We start from the raw sequence: 21,115 nt of genomic DNA on the forward strand, positions 1-21,115 counted from the left end.
ATCTTCTTTCTGTGTGGAGTTTTGAGGGAGCATGCAAATGCAAACTCAGTAAGACAATCCGGTGACGATAGCTGTGGGGTTCCACCTGTTCCCATCCCGAACACAGCAGTTAAGCCCACATACGCCGAAAGTACTTGGCTGGAAGCGGCCTGGGAGGATAGGTAGTTGCCGGTTAAGAAAAAGCACTCGCGAAGGCGAGTGCTTTTTTCTTTTACCGGCAACTACCCCAAGCTTTCTAAGGCCGCGTAGCGGCGTGCGACGGAACAGGAAGTTCCTAGTGTCCTGAGCGCCATGGATGGCAAAGCGAAGGACGGGAGGGATAGGTAGGTTGCCGGAGCATCTAAGCGGACCAAATGAGATGGCTTCTAGCGTCCTTACCCGTCATCTGTGTCAAAACAAGAGCTCGCTCAGCTCCTGCGCAGCCAGCTGAAAGGGAAATACGGGAACTCGCTGTGCTCAGACATCCGTATTTCTAATCCTTCCAGCTGGCCTCGCAGGCCCTGCGGAGCGCTTCGCTCGCAAAAGTTTTGTCGCAGACGCCGGGTGCGGACGTTCGGCTATAGCATCCGGTCTCCTCTGAAAACAGCCATGGATGGCAAAGCGAAGGACGGGAGGGATAGGTATGTTGCCGGGGAGGTTAAGCTGACTAAATGAGATAGCTGGTAGCGTTCTTATTTGTTTTGATATTAGCGTTCTCGTTAGCCGCTTTAGCGCGGTGTGCTTGTCGAAACAAGAAGAGTCTCAACTCAAAAAACGATGGCTTACAGGGAAATACGGAAACTCACTGCGTTCAGACAACCGGATTTCTTATCCTGAAAGTCGTCTTTTTTTGTCCTGCGGACCATCTCGCCTCTAAAGGTTTCTCAAAGCATACCGCGTTGCCGGTTTTCAAGTCAGCTTGGCTTTCTTGTGAAAAACACAACGCGTCATAATCCTTAGTCGTATCCTCGCTTGACTTCGTTTCTCTTGTTCAATCCATCCTTGTCGATCCCTCATTCTACTCTCTTGCCCCGTGTTTAATGTATCGTACTTCGTTTTTTCTCACTGAGCATTACGCGCACTATGAACAAAATGAGCAAAAACTATGGCAGCCCCATCTGGCGTGTTTTAATAATATTGAAAAAACAATCAGGAGGGGTTTGCTTGAGCAAAACGGTATCATCTATTCTTACTGTGGGCATTGTTGTTGCCCTGTGGCTTATACCGACGCCGGATGGCTTGTCCTTGCAAGCATGGCATCTATTTGCCATCTTTATGGGCACGGTAACAGGCTTTATTTTGCAGCCCATTGCAGCGGGGTCCGTAGCGCTGATTGCTATGGTCTTGGCGGCGCTGACAGGAACGCTTAAATTCTCCCAGGTGTTGGGGGCCTTCAGCGGCGGTACGGTTTGGTTAATCGTGTCGGCTTTCATTTTAGCGCGGGCCTTCATTATTACCGGTTTGGGTAAGCGTATTGCGTATTTGGTAATGCGCTCCTTCGGCAACAGCAGTTTGAAGCTGGTGTACTCCTTGGCCATCAGTGATATTATCATTGGTCCGGCGATTCCGTCCAACTCGGCGCGCGCCGGCGGTCTGGTATTTCCGATTGTGGCCAGTTTGTGCGAAGCTTTTGAATCGCATCCTGGCGAAACAGCGCGGCGAATCGGCGCGTTTTTGGTAACCTCGGTCTTTCATATTGATTTGGTCGTTTCTGCAATGTTTATGACAGCCATGGTGGGCAACCCAGTGGCGGCGGCGATGGCGAAGAAGATTTTGGATGTAGATATTACTTGGATGGATTGGTTTGTGGCCGCCTCAGTGCCTGGCATAGTGGCGCTCGTTGCCATTCCGTATGTGCTGTTCAAGGTGTATCCGCCGGAAATCAAGAAAACTCCTGAAGCTCGTGACATGGCGGATAACGTGCTGAAAGAAATGGGACCGATGTCTCGGGCGGAAAAAATCATGCTGGTCGTCTTTGTGATGCTCATTGGCTTGTGGGCTACAGCGCAGTACACGAAGCTGGATGGCACGCTGATTGCGTTTATGGGCTTGTGCATTTTGTTGGCTACCAATGTATTGACTTGGAACCATGTTATCAAGGAAACTAGAGCATGGGATACCTTGGTTTGGGTAGGCAGCGTTATTGCCTTATCGGATTATCTGAACAAGCTAGGCTTTATTTCGTGGTTTGCTAAAATTCTAGAAAATCAGATGGTCGGCGTAGGGATGCTGACGGCGGTGGTGCTGTCTTTTGTGATTTACTTGTACAGTCATTATTTCTTTGCCAGCATGTCGGCGCATGTTACCGCCATGTATGGCGCGCTGATTACGCTGGGCGTGGCTGCTGGAGCGCCGCCGTTTATTTCGGCTTTTGTCGTGGCCTTGGCTTCTAATATCTGCGGCTGCCTGACTCATTTTGGCACAGGACCGGCTCCAGTATATTTTGGTGCGGGCTATGTAGATCAAAAGACATGGTGGCAGCTGGGCTTTTTAGTTTCGCTTATGCATATAGTTATTTGGCTGGGCGTTGGCGGCGCTTGGTGGAAAGTACTTGGTTACTGGTAAAAAAGCAGGCAAGCTTGCTTTTAAATTAGTAGAGAAGGGAAGGGTCCAAAATGGTTTTGCAAACAACAGCGCAGGCGGGGACGTTGGAATCTAGCGATGTGATGATTACGGTGTCGCCATTGCCTGCAGGCAGCGGCGTGGAAATGGAATTGACCAGCGTGGTTATGAAGCAATATGGCGAGCAAATTCGCTCCTTAATGCTGGAAATGCTTCAAGAAGCGCAGTTGACCGATGTGAAGCTGCTGGTGAATGACCGAGGAGCTCTGGAATGTACCTTACGGGCTCGGCTGACTACGGCGTTGCGGCGCAGCTGCGGCGAAGCGTAAGGCGGAGAGAAAAAGGAGGGACCACTTGATGGAACGTTTGCGTCGGGCCATGATGTTTGTGCCCGGAAATAATCCTGGGATGCTGCAAAATGCAGGTATTTACCAGGCGGATACGGTTATTTTGGATCTGGAGGACTCGGTGGCTATCAGCGAGAAGGATGCCGCGAGAGACTTAGTATATCAAGCCATTAAAACGATTTCGTATCCCTGCGAAGTTGGGGTGCGCATCAATCATATCAGCACTCCTTACGGTCGCAAGGATTTAGAACGGGTGCTGCCGGCGAAGCCGGAGCTGATTCGTCTGCCCAAGGCGGAATCGGCAGAGGAAATTCAAGAAATCGACGCAATTATTACCGCAGCGGAAGAAGCCAACGGCTTTGAACCGGGTTCGATTCGCATGATGGCTGCTATTGAAACAGCAAAGGGTTTGCGCCAGGCTTATGAAATTGCCACTGCTAGCCCGCGTATGGAAGCGTTGGCTATCGGCGGCGAGGATTTCCTGGCGGACTTAAAAACATCCCGCACCCGCCATGGCGGGGAATTGGCGGTGGCCAGAGGCCAGCTGGTGCTGGCGGCTCGGGCGGCAGGGGTTCAAGTTATCGATAGCGTCTTTTCGGATATTCGCGATGAAGAAGGCTTTATTGCGGAAACGACACGAATTAAAGAAATGGGCTTTGACGGCAAGTCGGTAGTCAATCCTCGGCAGATTAAGCTGATTTATCAAATCTTTGCGCCTGCGGAAAAAGAAATTGATTTGGCGGAGCGTATTTTGGAAGCCTATCAGGAAGCGCTGGCGAAGAACTCCGGCGTTATTTCGCTGAATGGCAAAATGATTGATACGCCGGTAGTGCTGCGGGCGGAGCGGACGTTGGCCTATGCCAAGGCGCTGGGCTTGTGGAAGGAGGAAGAAGCACATGATTAATGCAGCAGGTCGGTTTATTCCGGAAGAAATTCCTGGCTTGGGACGGGTGCGTCCGTATGAAGGGCCGTTTGCCTATCAGCCGCAGGGGCGTCTGCGGGGACCGAAAATTCCTGTAAACATGCCTAAATCGGAGAAGCTTCTTTCCTCCATTGATCAAGCCATTGAAGCGTGCGGCCTGCGGGACGGCATGACCATTTCCTTTCATCATCATTTCCGTAACGGCGACGCCGTACTGAACATGGTGGTGGAAGCTATCGCCCGCAAGGGAATCAAGGATCTGACGATTGCCGCCAGCTCGCTGACCAATGCGCACGAGGCGATTCTGCCCTATATCCGCGAAGGCGTTATTACGGCGGTAGAGACCAGCGGCACCCGAGGCCAGCTAGGAGAGCTATTTACTTCCGGCTTTTTAAAGAAACCGGTTATTGTTCGCTCTCATGGCGGACGGGCTCGCGCTATCGAATGCGGCGAACTGTCCATTGATGTAGCTTTCATCGGCGCGCCTGCCTGCGATCGCAACGGCAACATTAACGGCGTTGAAGGAAAATCGGCCTGCGGCTCCATGGGCTATGCTATGAGCGACGCGGCGTATGCCGATAAGGTAGTGGCTATCACTGACAATCTCGTGGACCAGCCGCTGTATCCCATCAGCATTCCGCAGACGCAAGTAGATTTTATTGTGGCCGTAGACAGCATTGGCGACCCCAAGGGCATTGCTTCCGGCGCACTGCGCATCAGCAGCGACCCGCGGGAGCTGTTGATTGCTGAATACGCTTCGCAGGTGATCGAGTACTCCGGTTATTTCAAAGAAGGCTATTCTCTCCAGTTGGGCAGCGGCGGCGCGTCCTTAGCGGCAGCCCGCTTTATGCGTGAAAAAATGCTGGCCCAAAATATTACAGGCAGCTTTGGCGTTGGCGGCATTACCGCTCCCTTTGCAGCCATGCTGGAAGAAGGCTTGTTCAAAACTCTTTACGACGTGCAGGACTTTGATATTCCTTCGATTGCTTCTTTGAAAAACAATCCAAATCATATTGAAATGTCGGCTTCGTATTACGCTAATCCCCATTGTAAGGGCCCTATCGTCAATAGCTTGGATGTGGTGATTCTCAGCGCTACCGAAGTGGATGTGAACTTTAATGTCAACGTCATCACCAACTCTAACGGCGTTATGATGGGCGCTTCCGGCGGGCACTGCGATACGGCCGCCGGCGCCAATCTTTCGATCGTGGTAGCGCCGCTGTTGCGCGGACGGCTGCCGATGGTACTGGACAAGGTGCAGACCATCGTTACCCCCGGAGAAACGGTGGACGTCATTGTGACCGAGCGCGGCGTAGCCATCAATCCGCGGCGTCAGGATTTGAAAGAAAATCTGAAGCAGGCTCATATTCCGGTTATGGAGATTGAAGAGCTGCAGAAGATGGCCTATGATTTGGCGGGCGTGCCGGCGCCGATTGCGGTGACTGACGAAATTGTCGGTGTCGTGGAATACCGCGATGGCAGCATTATCGACGTGATTCGCAAACCGCTCTAAAACGAAAGGGCAATTCCATAAAAGCCACCTCTTTTTACGGCAGGAATCCGCAAGGCTTTGTGGAATGTGCTGAAAAAGAGGTGGTTTTTTGTTGTATAAAAGAAAACGGCTGTCTTTGCAGCTGAAAATTATGGCCCTTTCCATTGCCGCGGTCTGCGTGGCGTTGATGGTGGGAGGCGGTTTGGTAGTCAACGGCATTTACCAACAGGTAGTGGCTGATATGTCGGAGCGGGCTTTTACCATTGGCCGGGGTGTGGCCAATGATCCGTTGGTGAACAGCCGCCCTTTGACACCGGAGGATTCGGCGCGCGTCCAGCCGTTTGCGGAGCAGGTCCGTCATTACAGCGGCGCGGCTTTTATCGTTGTGGCGAATATGGATAAAATTCGTATTGCTCACCCGCTGCCGGATTACATCGGTCTGCCTGTGAGCGATTTGTACCGGGATCCGGTTATGGAGGGTCACGAATTTCACAGCGTAGATCACGGTTTGCTGGAGACGACCTTGCGAGGGTATGTGCCTATTTTTGCCGCCGACGGCAGCGGCCAGATCGGCTTTGTTTCGGTGGGCTTTTATCTGGACGATATCTACGCTCAGGTTTTGGCGCAAGCCCAGAATGTTTTGTACGGGCTTTTGGCGGCTTGGATCTGCAGTGTGGTTGGCGCCTGGCTGCTGGCGAAAAATATCAAGAAGGCTATTTTCGGCTTGGAGCCGCATGAAATTGCTACGTTGCTGCGGGAAAAAGAAGCCATGCTGGACGCGTTGAAAGAAGGCTTGGTAGCAGTAGATAGCCAGGGGCGCATCCGCTTCTTTAATCAATGGGCGGCCTCCTATTTAGGGGATGATTTTGTCGGTAAGCCGCTGCAAGAGTACCTCCCCCAACTGCCTCTGGAGCAAGTGCTGCAGGACGGCAAGGCGCTGTATGATTTAGAGCAGCGGCTGCAGGGAATTATTATTTTGGCTAATATTGTGCCGGTAGTCTCCGAAGGAGAAAACCGCGGCCTGGTGATTACCTTCCGTGACCGAACGGAAATGACCCGCCTCGCGGAGGAAATGACAGGCATTCATCAGCTGATTGAACTGCTGCGGGCGCAGGCTCATGAATTCAAGAACAAAATGCATGCGGTAGCCGGCTTGATTCAGCTGGGAGAGACGGACGAAGCCGTCAATCTTTTGGTGGAACAAGACCAGCGCGGCCAGGAAACTATGCTGCAGCTGCAGAAGAATATTAAAAATCCTATCATTTTTGGCTTGCTTTTGGGAAAATACAGTCGCGCCCGAGAATTGGGCGTAACCCTGGAAGTAAAAACGTCCACCCTGATTCAGCGCTTGCCGGATCAGCTGACAAATGGCGATTTAGTCATTATTCTGGGGAATCTGCTGGAAAATGCTCTGGAGGCAGCCGTAAACTCTGCTGCCAAGAGAGTTGAAGTTTTCCTGGAGAATACAGCGGAGGCGTTAGTATTGGAAGTCTACAATACAGGAGACGGCATTGCAGAAGAGATTGCGAACGCCATGTATCAAAAAGGCTTTTCCAGTAAAGGGGGCCAGCGCGGCTACGGGCTGGCGCTGACGGCGGAAAAGGTGGCGGTGAATCGGGGGACGATTTCCCATGAAAACGTTCCGGGCGGCGTACTGTTTCGCGTAGCCTTGCCTCATAAAAGTTAGGAGGATGACTATGGAGCCCATTAGAGTGCTGATTGTAGAAGATGATCCTATGGTAGCCGATATCAATACTCGCTTTACCGAAGCGGTTAAAGGGTTTACCGTAGTCGGCGCGGCGCGAGACGGCCAGGAAGCATTGCGGCTGCTTGCAGAATGCAAGCCGGATTTGGTAATTCTCGACGTCTATATGCCGCACCTGGACGGGCTGAGCGTACTGGCTACGCTTAGACAGGAAGCGGCGGAAGTAGATGTAATTCTGATTACTGCCGCCAACGACAGTGAGAGCGTGCGCCTGGCTCGGCAAGGAGGCGCTATTGATTACATTATTAAACCTTTTAAGTTTGATCGCTACCAACGCACCTTGGAAAGTTATCGGGAGTATCGAGGCAAGGTGTTTCAAAAAGAAAGCTTTACCCAGGCAGAGTTAGACCAGGTGCGCGAGATAAAAAAAGAAACGCCCCCGCAGGGGCTGCCCAAGAACTTGCATCCGCAGACGCTGGGACTGGTGGTAAATTTGCTCAGTCAGGCCCAAGGGGCGTTATCGGCTGAAGAAGTAGCTACCGAGCTGGGATTGTCGCGAGCGACGGCGCGCCGCTATTTGGAGTATTTGACAGAAACGGAAAAAGTGAGTTTGGTTTTGGAATATGCCACAGTAGGAAGGCCCGTTCATCGCTTTCGCTTGCATGGCGTGCAGGGAGGATAGTCGAAAATTGGGCTTTGGTTTTTAAGGGGCGCTTCTGTTACAATAATAAGAACCGATTTATTGTACGCAGGAGGTTTGTTATGTCGTGGCAAGGACCGTTGCATTTATCGCTGGCTGCTTCCCTATGGGGAGGCGCGTATGTGGCAAGTAAATTTATTTTGGATGTTGTGCCGCCCTTTACGCTGCTTTTTTTGCGGTATCTTTTTGCAGGAATTTTGTTGTATCTTTGGTGCCGTATGGAAGGACTGTCGCTGGAATGCCGCCGGGATTGGAAAGATATGGCGCGCATTGGCTTTTACGGTTATTTTCTTTCCATTGCTGCGCAATTTGCCGGGACGATGCTGTCCTCGGCTCATTTGGGGGCGGTGATTACCTCGCTCTCGCCGGTATTTCAGTCAGCCTTTGCAGTCTGGCTGCTGCGTGAGCCGATGAGCCGCAAGCAAAAAGCGGCGACAGGCATTGCGCTCTTGGGCGTGCTGCTTATTGTCGGCATGCCGCAGGAGGGAGAAGCCGACAATTTGTGGGCTAACTTATTTTTGTTGGCGGCGGCGCTGCTTTGGGGTTACTATTCGGTTGTTTCCCGCGGCTTGTCTGGGCGACATCCGGCGTTGCGCATTACTTTCTGGGGCGTACTGATTGCTACGGTATGCGCAGTGCCTCCGGTGGCGTTCGAATGGTCTTCCTGGAATCAAGCGGAGTTGTTGAGGCTGCCGATTTTACTCAGTGTTTTGTATTTAGCGGTGTTTGCTACGACGGTAGCGTATTTTTGCTGGAACCGGGGGCTGGCGTTGGTCGATTCCCACAAGGCAGGGCTGTTTTTCTTGATGCAGCCGGTGGTGGGAAGTCTTTTAGGCGCCATGCTGCTGGGAGAGGTGTTGACTCCGGCGTTTTTTGGCGGCGGCGCTTTGATTTTAGCGGCGGTATATCTGGCGCTGGAACAGAAGGAAACAGCTAAAGGAGAAGAAGCATGAGTCATTTTTTTGCCTATTTGTCTCGGATGCGCCTGATTTGGCGCTGGGGTTTGATGCGCAATACGCAGAAGGAAAATATTCAGGAGCATAGTCTGCAGGTAGCTACGGTTGCTCACGCACTTGCTCTGATTCGTAACGCTTATCATGGCGGGCAGGTGGATGCGGAGAGGGTTATGGCGCTGGCCATGTTTCACGAAGTGGCGGAGGTATTTACAGGAGACTTACCGACGCCGATTAAATACTTTAACAATGAAATTAAAAGTCTCTATGACGACATTGAGACACAGGCTAAAAATAAGCTTTGTTCCATGCTGCCGGAACCGTTGCGGAAGGAATACGAAAAGCTCCTCTTCGTGCAGCCGCAGGAAGAAGAGCTTTGGCAATTGGTAAAAGCAGCAGATAAAATCTGCGCCTATTTAAAATGTGTGGAAGAAGACAAAGCTGGCAACGCGGAATTTCGTAAGGCGGAAAAAACTATCCGCGCCGAGCTGGCGGCGTCGCCATTACCAGAGGTAGAAACCTTTATGGAGCTCTTTGGGGAGAGCTTTGCTCTCAGCTTAGACGAGATGGGCTAAGTGAGGGAGCGGCTCCCTTAAGGAGTTCTACAAAAGTGTATAGATACGTGCCCTCCCTGTACTCCCTCTACTCCTGTTTAAAATTACGTAATCCTCAGTCATACCCTCTCGCGACTCCGATTCTCTTGTTCGTTCTTATAGGGTGATTTCAAAGCGCTGGTTGGCATGTTCAATGACTTTAGTCTTTATGCCAAGCTCGGCGGCTTTGGCCGCAAAAAGGCGGCTGGCTTCCACGTCTTTGCCGAAGTGCATAGGCAGCAGCCAAGTAGGCTTGATTTCTTTGGCGAAGGTTTCTGCGCCTAAAGCGTAGAATTCCTCCAAGCGGCGATCCACCGGGAAAAAAGCGATATCGATTTGCTGGCCGCGTAAAGCGGCCATTTTTTCGTGGAAAAGGTTTTTGGCATAAGCCTGTTCAGCCGCTGTTTCTCCCTTCCAGTGCCACCAATTGAGATCGCCAGCGTGGAAGATTCGCAGGCCGTCCGCTTCGATTAAGAAGGAAAGGCCGAGATCGGAAGAGCCGTAGGCGGTGATAATAAGTCCGTCCTGGCTAAGTTTTTCGCCTTCCTTGAGAACGTGGCAGCGATGGCCAGCGGGGATGCGTTTGGGAAATACATCGTCGCTGAGCACATAGGTAAGCGGCTGTTCGGAAGAGTCCCAGGTGAAAATAACCGGGTCAAAATGATCGCCATGGGAATGGGAAGCGAACACCCAGGCGGGCGGTTTGTTTTGGAAGGAGCGAGATGTTAAAAATTGCAGGTCCTCGCTGGGCTGGTAATAGTCAAAAACGAAAAAGCGCTTGGCTGTTTCTACGCTGTAACCGCTGTGAAAAAGATACGTTATATTTGCTTGCGTCATCGAGAGACAACTCCTTTGCAATGGTGATTTTCTAAAAATAATAATTCGTGCTGCGGGAGGAAAAACCCTTTCTTTCTTCTACGTTCTCTGTCGTTCTTCGTGACCCTCATTCGAACCCTCTGGTGACTCCCTCTGCTTCTGTTCAATATCCGTATTTTCATGAATTGTGTTCTTTCATTTTTTCTCTCACAAATAAAAAAAAGCCCCGGAGCCTGGCGAGACTCCGGGTTCAGAAAAAGAGGAGGAGTTATGGGCGGGAAACCATCGTCGGTTGGCTTCCCTGGGATCACAATGAAGAGAGAACCTATTAATAGAATATTTGAAAAATTAACACTTGTCAAGAGGGAAAAGGAAAATTTTGCAAAAAAGTTAATTTTAATCCAATTGAATGATGTCTCCGTCGTTAGGTACGAGGGCATTGGCTCCTGCAGCTTCAAGGGCTAGACGAAGCTGTTTGCGCGAAAGCAGGCAATGGTCGAAGGCCTCCATATGAACGACAATGATCCGGGCTTGCGGTGCATGGCGGCAGACGGTGAGAATGTCTGTTTCGGTCATGGTGATAGGACCGGCGTGAGTAAAGCGTGCGCCGCCGCCATAAAGAATAATGATGTCCGGCTGATGCGTTGACAGCGTTTCGGCCACTTCGGGGCACCAAACGGTATCGCCAGCCAGATAGATGCTGGGTCTGGCAGGGCCGGTAAGAACGAACCCGGCGACAGCGCCCATCTGGCGGCCAATATCTCCCAAGCCGTGCTGCCCGCTTGTCAGGGTGAAGGTTAACTGTTTCCAGCGGGCTTGGGGGGCTGCCGTATGGACGGATTTGAATCCCTGTTCTTGTAACGCTGCCGCAGCAAAGGGCGGGCTGAAAATAAGCAGTTCTTTAGGCAAAAGCTGTGCGGCGGCAGCGTCAAAATGATCGCGATGCAGATGGGTGACAAGGCAGGCATCGCTGCTTTTTACAATTTCGTCAGGCAAAAGAGGCAAAGGTACAAGCGGATTCGCGCGGGGGCTTGGCGAGTGGGGAACGGGATCTAAGGCTCCTGGCGCAGATAGCATGGGGTCGATCAAAAGCGTTCCTTCAGGTAACGATAACTGCATCGTGGCATGGCGAAATAATTGTAAATGCATGGGCTCAGCTCCTTCGTGCTTGTTTTCTTACTTCTAGTATAGTCTTTGCGCGCTTAGGAGAAAAAAGAAAATGGCGGTGCGGGCTTTCTTAGTGAAAGAAAAAAGCCTGCTTGCCCAAATTGGCGAAGCAGGCCAGGCAAAGAAGGCTTGAAAAGGATTTTTCGATTGCGAAGAGAATGGAGTGCATATAAATATAGAAGAAGCGAGGAACGGACTTTTAATCCGTTCAGCTAGTCTTGCAGGCCATGCGGACCGTTTCGCTCGCAAAAGTTTTGCCGCAGACGCTGGGTGCGGATGCTGGTTTTGCATGGCAACCGATGTCTACTTTCTAAAGGGAGGGGGCGTCGGAGAATTTAAGATGCGAAAAGAGAAAAGCCAGAGAAATGAGAAAGGAGCAGGTTATGGACGAAATCGATAAGCAGATTGTGGAAATTCTGTCTAAGCAGGGACGGCTGCAATGGAAAGAGCTGGGCGAAGCCGTACATTTGAGCGGGCCCGCGGCGGCCGAGCGTGTGCGCCGCTTGGAAAAGCAAGGCATTATCTGCGGCTATAAAGCCGTAGTAGATGAAAGCAAAACAGGGAGAGCGACGACGGCGCTCATTACCATTATTTTGAGCAGCGGCCGTCATGGCGAAATGCAAGCATTGCTGCGTAGCCACCCTGCAGTGCGTGAATCTTATCGGGTAAGCGGCGACGGCTGTTATTGGTGCCGGGCTGCTTTCTCCGGGCAGTCCGAGTTGGCTGCTTTTTTAGATGAATTATCCAAACTGGGGAATTATCGCTTAATGCTGGCCGTAGACGCGATCCGCTAAGGGCCGTTAACGGTTGGCGGCTTGGGGCGGGGCTATAGCGTCGTGCCGCTCCGCATAGCCTTGTCCCCATTGGCAAAGCTGCTCTAAGATGGGCAGTAGACTTTGGCCCTCGTCCGTCAAGGAATATTCTACTTTGGGAGGGACCTGAGCGTACACAAGCCGGTTTACTAGACCGTGCTCCTCCAGCTCGCGCAGCTGCTGGGTAAGCATCTTTTGAGTGACCTTGGGCAACTGGCGGCGCAGCTCGCTGAAACGGAGCGTCTGATGACATCCTAAATGCCAAAGAATCAGGGCTTTCCATTTGCCGCCGATTAGGCCTAAGGAAAGCTCCATGCTGCATTGATACTCGACATTGTTAAAACAAAACATAGCATAATCTCCTTTATCCAAACAATAGTATCCTTTTAGATACTATAATACAAAAATGTTTGTACTTGCGATTAATTATAGCCAATTTTATAATGAAAATCAAAGAGAAATGATTGCTAAGGAGGCGTCGAGATGACAATACAGACGGAAAGCACAGGGAAAGTGACCCAGACGCTAGAGGCGTTAAAGAAAAATCGTTTTGGAGTGCAGCATTTTTCCAACGCATCAGCTGGGGTGGCTAAATTGTTGGAAGAGATTCCTGTAGAGGCAACCGTGGGCTTCGGCGGATCCTGGACCTTGATGCAGCTGCAGGTGGCGGAGCAATTAGAAGCTAGGGGAAATGTCGTATTCAACCACAACAAACAAGGCTTGTCCAAGGAAGAAGTGCTGGAAATGCGGCAGAAGGAGCTTTCCTGTGATGTGTTTTTGACCAGCACGAATGCCTTGACGGTAGGTGGACAGCTTGTCAATGTAGACGGCGTCGGCAACCGTGTGAGCGCTATGGTCTTTGGGCCGAAGAAGGTTATTGTTTTTGCGGGGGTTAACAAGATTGTCGATGATTTAGAGGGGGCCATAGAGCGCATTCGCGCGATCGCGGCGCCGCGAAACAACCAGCGATTAAAGTTACCTAATCCTTGCGTGCAAAGCGGTCATTGTATGAACTGTCAGGGGCCGACGCGCATTTGCAATGTAACCACCATTATTGATAAGAAGCCGCCGCTGACGGATTTGCAGGTTTGGCTTGTGGAGGAAGAGCTGGGTTATTAAGGAGGGGCTTAGATGGGGAAGCTGGATTTTATTTATCAGCGTAAAAGCGTTCGTTCTTTTCAGGCAACGTCGATACCGGCAGAAGATTTGCGTCAAATTTTAGCAGCGGCGACGCAAGCGCCGTCAGGAAAGAATTTGCAGAATTGGCATTTTGTCGTCGTGCGCAACGGCCATAAGATCGCAGAGATAACTAAAATTGTTGAAGATAAAAACGCCCAAATGGCGGCCTTTTTAACAGAAGAAAAAGCACGTTCTTTTCGCGGTTTGTTACCCTATTATACGGTGTTTCGCGGTGCGCCGGTGTTGGTGCTGGCTTATGGCGGGCCCTACCCGGCAAGCGATTTGCAAGGCTGCGCGGAGCCACGGGTAGTGGAGGCGGCTAAAACCTCGCAACTGGCTCGGCCAGGCATTCAGAATGTGGCAGCGGCTATGGAAAACTTGTTGTTGGCTGCTGCAGCACTTGGCTATGGCGGCTGCTGGATGACAGGGCCGACGTTTGCGGCGAAGGAAATTAGTGCGTGTCTAGGTTTTGCCAAGGAAGACTATCAATTGCTGGCGGTGACTCCCTTGGGAGTGCCTGCAACCGCGCTCGGCAGTCCGCCGCGCAAAGAGTTGGAAGAAGTAGTGACCTTTATAGACTAAGAGAAGCTAGGCGTTAGCCTGGCTTCTCTTAGTCTATATTAGAAATTATAAGCTTTTACGAACGGCATGAGTGTCTTCGTAACCCTCATTCGGGCCCTCCGGTTCTCATCGTGACTCTTGTTCAATCTAATCCCGTCGTACTCTCCATTTACTCTTGTTCAATCTAATCCCGTCGTACTCTCCATTTACTCCTGTTTAATCAGTTTTCAGGGAAGAGCACTAAAAGAATCATTTTAAAATCCTCTACAGCTTCTACGGCATGGGGAACATTGGCCGGCATGAGAATGCTGCTGCCAGCTGGCACGTCCTGCGTTGTTTCGCCAACCGTAATGCGGGCGCTGCCGCTGAGGACGGTAATCAGAGCGTCGCCGTGGGAAGCGTGGGTACTGATGGCCTCGCCGGCGGCAAAAGCGAACAGTGTCACATTGCCATGAGGATTTTGTGCCAGCGTCCGGCTGACAATTTCACCGTCGCGGTTGGCGACCAATGAAGGCAGCTCGACGGCTTGGGCAACAGGCAGATTTTTAAATACAGCAGTATTCATGAGACATTCCTCCTTATACAAAGCCGCTGCTTGAATCAAAGGCTTTGCTAACCTGATTCCAGTATAAAGCAGAAGGAAGCGAATTGCCTGTGATGGTGCTCACAAAATAAAATAGAATTTTCTCTTGCGTACCCTCTCGTGACTCTGATTCTCTTGTTCGTCTTTTTAGTGGTTAGCAGTCCTTGAAGATGTTGCAAGCTTGGCCAATGTCGATGTTGCCGCCGCTGATTAAAAGGCCGATGCGTTTGCCGGAAAGCGGCAGCATCCCGGCTAAAAGCGGCGCTAGAGCTAAGGAACCGGCGGGCTCCACCACGATTTTCAGACGCGACCACAAATAGAACATGGCTCGCAGAACGTCTCTTTCGGAAACCGTCATGATGTCATCTACATGCCGCTGGATGAGGGAAACCGTTAGCTCGGAAGAGGGCGGGAGCGGTGCGGCCGCCTCTACAGCTTCTTGAACGCCGATAACCTGACAGTGGGGATGCGCTTGCTTGATGTAAGCGGCGCTGCCGGCTAGAAGACCGCCGTGGCGGCAGGGAACCAATAAATAATCCAGGCTGTAGGCGTCGTCGATCAATTCTTTGGCGGCGGTGGCATGACCAGCCAGCATTGTTTTATGCTCCCAAGGAGAAACATATTGCCATTGTTCTTCCTTCGCCATGAGGCAAGCTTCCTTTTCTCGGCTGAAAAAATCATCGGCGCCGAAATGGAGAATTGCACCGTAGGCTAGCAGGGTCTGGCGAGTTTGTGGAGAAAGGGTATCTGAAAGCAATACATGTACCGGCGTGTCCAACAAACGGCCTGTGAGGGCCAACGCTAAAGCCTGGTTGTCAGGGCCGGCGGTGAGGACGCCGCGTTTTCTGGCGTCGGCGGTCAGGGTACTGACAAACTGATACGCGCCGCGGAACTTGAAAGAACCGGTGCGCTGAAAATTTTCGCATTTTAGAAACAGCAAATTACCGCCGCTTTCTTCATCCAAAGAACGCGACGTTAAAACCGGCGTGCGGTGCACAATGCCGGCCAAACGGTGGATGGCGTCAAAAATAGCTTGTTGCATAGCTTGTCTCCTTTCAGGAAACAGGATGCTGAAACATAATAATGTATTAAGTAAAATTCGACGAAACAGATGCAAACCCCTGCTGGCTGACCAAGGATGCATGAATATAGGAGATAAGGAATAATTTCCGGTTGACTTCTGCGAGGAATTTGGAGAAAATGGACAATGGAGCGTCTATAAGTTGAGGCTCTCTGCCCTGCGGCGTTGGCCGGAGGGTTGGGAAGGAGTGTTTGTTGTTGAAGACCCCCTTAGATACGATTGAGGCGAAAGTCCGGGCCGGGGAGCGGCTGACCAAGGAAGACGGGCTGACGCTTTTTGCTTCGCCGGATATTGCGCGTATTGGTTATTTGGCGGACTTGGTTCGCCAGCGCATAAGCGGCAACAATGTCTACTTTAATGTGAACCGCCATGTGAATCTGACTAATATTTGCGTTTCGCGTTGCCGGTTCTGCGCCTTTGGACGGGATGAAGGAGATAAGAAGGCGTACGCAATGAACCAGGAGGAAGTATTGCGGATTGCGAAGCTGGCCGCGCAGGACCCGGACTTGCGGGAACTGCATATTGTCAGCGGTTTGCACCCGGATTGGCCCTTTGAATACTATCTGGATGTTTTACGCATGTTGAAACGGGAATTGCCGCAATTGCATTTGAAGGCATTTACCGCTGTGGAAATTCATTATTTTTCTAAGTTATCCGGTTTGTCGGTGGCGGAAGTGCTCAAAGCCTTGCAGGAAGCTGGCTTGCAGTCTATTCCCGGCGGCGGCGCGGAAATTCTTTCCGACCGGGTGCGGCAGGAGCTGTGTCCCAACAAAGCAACCGCTTCCGAATGGCTGGAAGTGCAGCGTACAGCGCATAAGATGGGCATTCGCAGCAATGCGAGCATGCTTTACGGGCATATTGAAACACTGGAAGAACGAGTTGATCATCTGTTGTCGCTGCGGGCTTTGCAGGACGAAACAGGCGGCTTCCAGACCTTTATTTGTTTTCCGTTCCATCCCGGCAATACGGAACTAGAGTCGACGCATCAGCGGACCTCTTTGTGGGATGAGTTAAAAACAATGGCTATTTCACGCTTAATGCTGGATAATTTCTCCAATATCAAGGCTTACTGGGTGATGCTGACGCTGCCGATTGCACAGTTGGCACTCGGTTTTGGCGCTAATGATATTGACGGGACGGTCAGTGAAGAAAAAATTATGCATGCCGCTGGCGCTAAATCGGCTACCTTTTTGACGCAGGAAACGATTATTGAAACCATTCGTCAAATTGGCCGAGTTCCGGTGGAACGAGATTCTATGTATAAAATAATCCGTACCTTGTAGGTCGGGAACTAAGAAAAAACCGGAGACGGAAAGCGGACAAGGAGGGTTCAGAGATGCGTAAGCGGAGAATCCAAGGACTTTGTATACTGCTGATCTTAGTGGGAGTTTATGTATTCGTGCGGATGCCGGTGTTGGCGCTGGGCTTTACGGATTGGTCATTTCTTGCTTTTTGGGGCGGCGTAGCCTTGCTGGCGTGGCCCTTATCCGCATTGACGGAGCGGTTTCCTCATTTAATTACCCGCAATGCCTGGGAAGAGTTGCTGCGGCGTCTTTTGCCTTGGGCTTTTAAGCAGCGTCCGAGGGTGGTGGAGATCACCAATCATCGCCGTTTGGCTATGCTGATGATGCGTTATAAGGCCATGACTTTTATCGGGGCGGCCTTGTTGATTCTTGCGTTTTGCAATTTCTTTGTGTTTCCCATTTTGCTGAGCACGCCGGTTCTTTTCAGTCAACAGTATCGCAACTTGCTGGGACCGGTTACGGAAAGTTCCTTTTCATCGGATGTGGCGCCTATCAATCTAGGACAAATCCGCATTGTCGACGAGGAAATCGCCGCTAGGCTGGCAGATAAGAAGATCGGAGAAATTCCAGCCTTGGGCAGCGAGGTGCAGTTAGGGCAGATGTCTCTGCAGAAGGTGCGAGATCAGCTGTTTTATGTGGCGCCTTTAGAGTATCGCGGCTTTTTTCAATGGTGGAGCAACCGCCAAAAAGGCAGCCAAGGATATGTGATGGTTTCGGCGACTAATCCGCAGGATGTGCATTTGGTACAGCAGGTGAATGGTGAAGATATACGTCTGAAATACCAGACGAAAGGATTTTTTCTCGAAGACTTGCATCGGCATTTGTATCTTTCGGGACTTGTTGATGTGGGTATTGGCGATCTTAGTTTCGAAGTGGATGACGATTTGCATCCCTACTGGGTGGCAACGTTATATCGGAATAAAATTGGCTATGGCGGCAGCGATGTAGTTGGCGTGGCGGTGGTTGACGCCCAAAGCGGCGAGATTCAGCGTTATGGGCCGGAAGAAGTGCCGCGCTGGGTGGATCGGGTGCAGCCGGAGGATTTTCTTTTCCATCAAATTCGTGACTGGGGCGCCTATGTCAATGGCTTCTGGAATACGCTGCTGGCGAAAACCGGCACGCTGCGTCCCGCCGGAGACGGCTTGCATTTGATTTACGGCGATGACGACAATGTGTATTGGTATACAGGCATTTCTTCTTCCGGTAAGGATGAAAGTACCGTAGGCTTTGTGCTGGTTAACTCCCGAACGAAGGAAGTGCGGTGGTACAAGGTAGCGGGCGCCAATGAACTGAGCGCTAAGAAATCGGCGGAAGGTCAGGTACAGGAAAAAGCGTACCGCGCCGGCAGTCCGGTATTGTATAATATCGGCGGCGTGCCGACGTATATCATGCCTATGAAGGATAAGGAAGGCTTGTTGAAAGCCGTAGCCTTTGTCTCCGTGGAAAATTATAATATTGTCGGTGTTGGAGCTGACATGGAAAGCGCATACCGTTTGTATCGGCAGAACTTGGCGCAGACCGGCTTGGCGGATATTGGCTCCAGCGAGATGAAACAGAGTATTCTGCGCGGTCCGGTATCTCGCATCTCGCAGGTAGTACAGCATGGCGAATCGTACTATTTCCTGATGCTCGAAGGACAGAGCCCGGTGTTTATGGGGGCGGCGTCGCTTTCGCCCAAGCTGCCCTTAGTGCGTCCCGGCGATGTGGTGGATATTTCATTCACCGCTGGACATGGCGCAGCTCCGGCGGTGATGCATCAGTTTAAGACCGACTCCTATTAGGAAATCTTGGAACCATGAAGCAAAGACGTAGCAGGAGGTGCTGCGTCTTTCTTTTACGGAGCTGCTGCATTGCTCACATCTTGCGCCAAAGCAGACCTTTTTCCGCCAAACTTTGTCAGAAAGCCTCGGCATAGCTCCACTTAGCCAGGGCCCTGCCAATTTATTCGTATCACACGTCAGAGGCAATTCTTTTTTCACCTGGCTGTGTCAGAAAACCTTGAAAGAGCGCCGCTATTCCTGCGGCATTCTTCCTTGCCAGGAGAAAAAATCTCTTGTCCTGGCGGTGCACTCATTAAATCAGCAGGACCCTATAAACTTAAATCAGCGGGGCTTTTCGTACCCTCCATTTACTCCCTCTACTCCTGTTAAAATCCTCTGTCCCGCATCCTGTTTTTTGGGGCAGGAAACCAAGAGAGCATGCCGAATATAATGAAGAATATTTGTTTTTGGAAAAAATTATGAGGTGAAATGATCTATATGCTACGACGTTTACGTGGATGGAGCGTTCTCTGTTTGTTGATGGCTGCCGTGTCGCTAGTGAGCGGCTGCGGTTTCTTTGATTTTGGCAGCAGTGATTTGCAGAAAAACAGCGCCGCTTCGACGCAGCTGTATGATGCGGCGGGGAACTTGCTGGCGACGCTGCATGCCGAAGAAAATCGGGTGCCGGTGCCGTTGAAGGAAATTCCGGACAATTTAAAGAAAGCCTTTATTGCGACGGAAGATTCCCGATTTTATGATCATCCAGGCATTGATGTACGCGGTATTGCTAGAGCTGTCTGGGTAAACGTTACCTCCGGCGGCGTAGCGGAGGGCGCTAGCACGATTACGCAGCAGTTGGCCCGTAATGCCCTTTTGACGCATGAGCGTACGTTCACGCGCAAGGTGCGGGAGATTTTTCTAGCCTTTGAGTTGGAAGCAAAGTACTCTAAAAACGAAATTCTGGAAATGTATCTGAACCAGATTTATTTCGGCGAAGGCGCTTATGGCGTCCAGGCGGCGGCGCAGGTTTACTTTGGCAAGGATGTGCGCGAGCTGTCTTTGGCCGAATGCGCCATGCTGGCTGGCTTGCCGCAGCGTCCTAGCGAGCTGTCGCCGCTGCGCAATCCCAAAGGGGCCAAAGAGCGCCAGCAGGTTGTGCTGGATCAGATGGTTAAATATAACTACTTGGATTCCCTGAGCGCTGCCAAGGCTGCCAAGGTTGAATTGCATTATGGCGGCAGCGGGGCTCGTAAGAAGGAAACAACCGCCTCGTATTTCGTGGATTATGTGACACAGCGCCTCATTGAAAAATACGGAGCTCGCATGGTATATTCCGGCGGCTTAAAGGTATACACTACCTTGGATTCCGATATGCAGCAGGCGGCGGAGCAGGCTCTTTGGAGCCAACTGCCGAAAAGCCATACTTCGGAAGGCGGCGTACAACAGCCGCAAGGAGCATTGGTGGCTATTGAGCCTTCGACCGGGGCCATTCGCGCGATGGTGGGAGGCCGGGGAACGGACCAGTTTAACCGTGCTGTGCTGGCGGAACGGCAGCCAGGCTCGGCATTTAAGCCGTTTGTTTACTTGTCGGTACTCCAGCAGGGCGTTTCGCCGGAGGCGCGCATTGATGACCGAGCGGTTACTTTCGGCAGTTATGCGCCGCAGAACTATGATGGGCGTTTTCGCGGTGTCGTAACGCTGCGGCAAGCGTTAGAGCAGTCCCTCAACGTGGTGGCGGTTCGTTTAGCGCGGCAGGTAGGACCGGAAAAAATTGTAGAAAATGCTGAAAAAATGGGCATTACTACATTGGTGAAAAGCGGCAGTGTGAACGACATGACGTTGGGCATGTCGCTGGGGGGTCTGACGCGGGGGGTTACGCCTTTGGAATTGGCGGAGGCTTATGGCGTTATGGCCAATCAGGGGGCGCGTGCGCCTTCGATGGCGATTTTGAAGGTTGTGGATCGGAATGGTAAAGTGCTGGAAGACAATCGTCCTCAAAGTACTCAGGTCGTTGACAGCCGGGCCGTATCGGTGCTGGTGGATATGATGCGCGGCGTCATTAGCCAGGGTACCGGTACTGGAGCAAGCATTGGCCGTCCTGCGGCGGGCAAGACGGGAACTACCAACGATTATAAAGACGCTTGGTTTGCCGGCTTTACGCCGAATTTGGCGGCGGTAGTTTGGCTGGGGGCTGACGACAACCGCAGTCTGGGCGGTATTACCGGCGGGGAAACGCCAGCATCCATTTGGCGGCAGTTTATGAAAGCGGCTACAGCTAAATTGCCGGTGAAGGACTTCCCTGGTCCGGCAGGCGGCTTCTATAAAGGGCTGGGAGAGCTGGGTGCGTCCCAGGCAAGCCAACTTCCGCCGGAAGAGCTTAAGGATGCTATTATACTCGACGGAGAGATGAAACCAGATAAGACGAAGGAAACTGAAAAAGGGACGTCCGGGGCAGGCGCTAAAGACGCCAAAGGGCAGTCGCCGACGTTGCGTCTAGAAGACCGGCCGTTAGAAGAGCCGGGGGGCAAAGGGAAAGCGGCAACACAGCCGCCTACAGCGCCACCCCCTAAAGAGGCGCCTTGATGAAGTCCAACTGCGA

Annotated in this window: 19 protein-coding genes and 1 rRNA gene; 15 read left to right on the top strand and 5 right to left on the bottom strand. The window is 51.7% G+C overall.

The genetic code is table 11. From position 1 onward, the window contains the following. Positions 1 to 57: 57 nt before the first annotated feature. From rrf to yfbR, 9 genes are all read left to right on the top strand, one after another. Positions 58 to 174 (top strand): 5S ribosomal RNA (gene rrf / locus C508_RS0113765). Positions 175 to 1,143: 969 nt separating this feature from the next. Beyond that, positions 1,144 to 2,544, top strand: a complete 1,401-nt coding sequence (locus tag C508_RS0113770) for an anion permease (protein ID WP_018704153.1) — start codon at positions 1,144 to 1,146, stop codon at positions 2,542 to 2,544. A 50-nt stretch (positions 2,545 to 2,594) separates the two neighbouring features. After that, positions 2,595 to 2,870, top strand: coding sequence for a citrate lyase acyl carrier protein (gene citD / locus C508_RS0113775; RefSeq protein ID WP_018704154.1), 276 nt, complete (start codon positions 2,595 to 2,597; stop codon positions 2,868 to 2,870). Between the two features lie 28 nt (positions 2,871 to 2,898). After that, a complete protein-coding gene (locus tag C508_RS0113780) occupies positions 2,899 to 3,792 on the top strand; it encodes an aldolase/citrate lyase family protein (protein ID WP_018704155.1) in 894 nt (297 codons plus the stop codon). Further along, positions 3,785 to 5,323 (top strand): citrate lyase subunit alpha, encoded by a 1,539-nt coding sequence (gene citF / locus C508_RS0113785; protein WP_018704156.1) that lies wholly within the window; start codon positions 3,785 to 3,787, stop codon positions 5,321 to 5,323. The genes C508_RS0113780 and citF overlap by 8 nt, the downstream gene beginning before the upstream one ends. 91 nt (positions 5,324 to 5,414) lie before the next feature. Beyond that, positions 5,415 to 6,989 (top strand): ATP-binding protein, encoded by a 1,575-nt coding sequence (locus C508_RS0113790; RefSeq protein WP_245553740.1) that lies wholly within the window; start codon positions 5,415 to 5,417, stop codon positions 6,987 to 6,989. A gap of 10 nt (positions 6,990 to 6,999) precedes the next feature. Beyond that, the gene (locus tag C508_RS0113795; RefSeq protein WP_018704158.1) at positions 7,000 to 7,689 is read left to right on the top strand and encodes a response regulator; all 690 of its coding nucleotides are present in this window, start codon (positions 7,000 to 7,002) and stop codon (positions 7,687 to 7,689) included. Between the two features lie 80 nt (positions 7,690 to 7,769). Continuing rightward, positions 7,770 to 8,660: a DMT family transporter gene (locus tag C508_RS0113800; RefSeq protein ID WP_018704159.1), complete on the top strand. Its 891-nt coding sequence runs from the start codon at positions 7,770 to 7,772 to the stop codon at positions 8,658 to 8,660. Next, positions 8,657 to 9,235 carry a 5'-deoxynucleotidase gene (gene yfbR / locus C508_RS0113805; RefSeq protein WP_018704160.1) on the top strand — a complete coding sequence of 193 codons (579 nt, stop codon included), beginning with the start codon at positions 8,657 to 8,659 and terminating at the stop codon, positions 9,233 to 9,235. Before C508_RS0113800 ends, yfbR begins: the two co-directional genes overlap by 4 nt. 135 nt (positions 9,236 to 9,370) lie before the next feature. On the opposite strand, the gene C508_RS0113810 is transcribed toward yfbR, so the two are convergent. Next, positions 9,371 to 10,090 carry an MBL fold metallo-hydrolase gene (locus tag C508_RS0113810; protein ID WP_018704161.1) on the bottom strand — a complete coding sequence of 240 codons (720 nt, stop codon included), beginning with the start codon at positions 10,088 to 10,090 and terminating at the stop codon, positions 9,371 to 9,373. A gap of 375 nt (positions 10,091 to 10,465) precedes the next feature. Continuing rightward, the gene (locus tag C508_RS0113815; protein WP_018704162.1) at positions 10,466 to 11,218 is read right to left on the bottom strand and encodes an MBL fold metallo-hydrolase; all 753 of its coding nucleotides are present in this window, start codon (positions 11,216 to 11,218) and stop codon (positions 10,466 to 10,468) included. Between the two features lie 401 nt (positions 11,219 to 11,619). Between C508_RS0113815 and C508_RS0113825 the strand changes: the two genes are divergently transcribed. Continuing rightward, on the top strand, positions 11,620 to 12,030 hold the full coding sequence (locus C508_RS0113825) for an Lrp/AsnC family transcriptional regulator (RefSeq protein WP_018704164.1): 411 nt from the start codon (positions 11,620 to 11,622) through the stop codon (positions 12,028 to 12,030). A 6-nt stretch (positions 12,031 to 12,036) separates the two neighbouring features. Here the strand turns inward: C508_RS0113825 and C508_RS0113830 are convergent, their stop codons facing one another. Next, a complete protein-coding gene (locus tag C508_RS0113830; RefSeq protein WP_018704165.1) occupies positions 12,037 to 12,399 on the bottom strand; it encodes a winged helix-turn-helix transcriptional regulator in 363 nt (120 codons plus the stop codon). 132 nt (positions 12,400 to 12,531) lie between these two features. Between C508_RS0113830 and C508_RS0113835 the strand changes: the two genes are divergently transcribed. Together C508_RS0113835 and C508_RS0113840 are read left to right on the top strand one after the other, a co-directional pair. Then, on the top strand, positions 12,532 to 13,167 hold the full coding sequence (locus C508_RS0113835; protein WP_018704166.1) for a lactate utilization protein: 636 nt from the start codon (positions 12,532 to 12,534) through the stop codon (positions 13,165 to 13,167). A 12-nt stretch (positions 13,168 to 13,179) separates the two neighbouring features. Then, the gene (locus C508_RS0113840) at positions 13,180 to 13,809 is read left to right on the top strand and encodes a nitroreductase family protein (RefSeq protein WP_018704167.1); all 630 of its coding nucleotides are present in this window, start codon (positions 13,180 to 13,182) and stop codon (positions 13,807 to 13,809) included. Positions 13,810 to 14,008: 199 nt separating this feature from the next. Here C508_RS0113840 and C508_RS0113845 read toward each other — a convergent pair whose 3' ends face one another. Both C508_RS0113845 and C508_RS0113850 read right to left on the bottom strand, forming a co-directional pair. Continuing rightward, positions 14,009 to 14,353, bottom strand: a complete 345-nt coding sequence (locus C508_RS0113845; RefSeq protein ID WP_018704168.1) for a cupin domain-containing protein — start codon at positions 14,351 to 14,353, stop codon at positions 14,009 to 14,011. A gap of 172 nt (positions 14,354 to 14,525) precedes the next feature. Next, positions 14,526 to 15,413: a pyridoxal-phosphate dependent enzyme gene (locus C508_RS0113850; protein WP_018704169.1), complete on the bottom strand. Its 888-nt coding sequence runs from the start codon at positions 15,411 to 15,413 to the stop codon at positions 14,526 to 14,528. Positions 15,414 to 15,649: 236 nt separating this feature from the next. Between C508_RS0113850 and mqnE the strand changes: the two genes are divergently transcribed. The 3 genes from mqnE (at position 15,650) to C508_RS18700 (ending at position 21,099) form a co-directional block, all read left to right on the top strand. Then, a complete protein-coding gene (gene mqnE, locus C508_RS0113855; RefSeq protein WP_018704170.1) occupies positions 15,650 to 16,735 on the top strand; it encodes an aminofutalosine synthase MqnE in 1,086 nt (361 codons plus the stop codon). Between the two features lie 53 nt (positions 16,736 to 16,788). After that, positions 16,789 to 18,537 carry a hypothetical protein gene (locus tag C508_RS18690; RefSeq protein WP_018704171.1) on the top strand — a complete coding sequence of 583 codons (1,749 nt, stop codon included), beginning with the start codon at positions 16,789 to 16,791 and terminating at the stop codon, positions 18,535 to 18,537. 477 nt (positions 18,538 to 19,014) lie between these two features. Beyond that, positions 19,015 to 21,099, top strand: coding sequence for a transglycosylase domain-containing protein (locus C508_RS18700; RefSeq protein WP_245553741.1), 2,085 nt, complete (start codon positions 19,015 to 19,017; stop codon positions 21,097 to 21,099). Positions 21,100 to 21,115: the final 16 nt, after the last annotated feature.

The organism is Anaeromusa acidaminophila DSM 3853 (assembly GCF_000374545.1).
GTDB classification, from domain to species: Bacteria; Bacillota; Negativicutes; order Anaeromusales; family Anaeromusaceae; genus Anaeromusa; species Anaeromusa acidaminophila.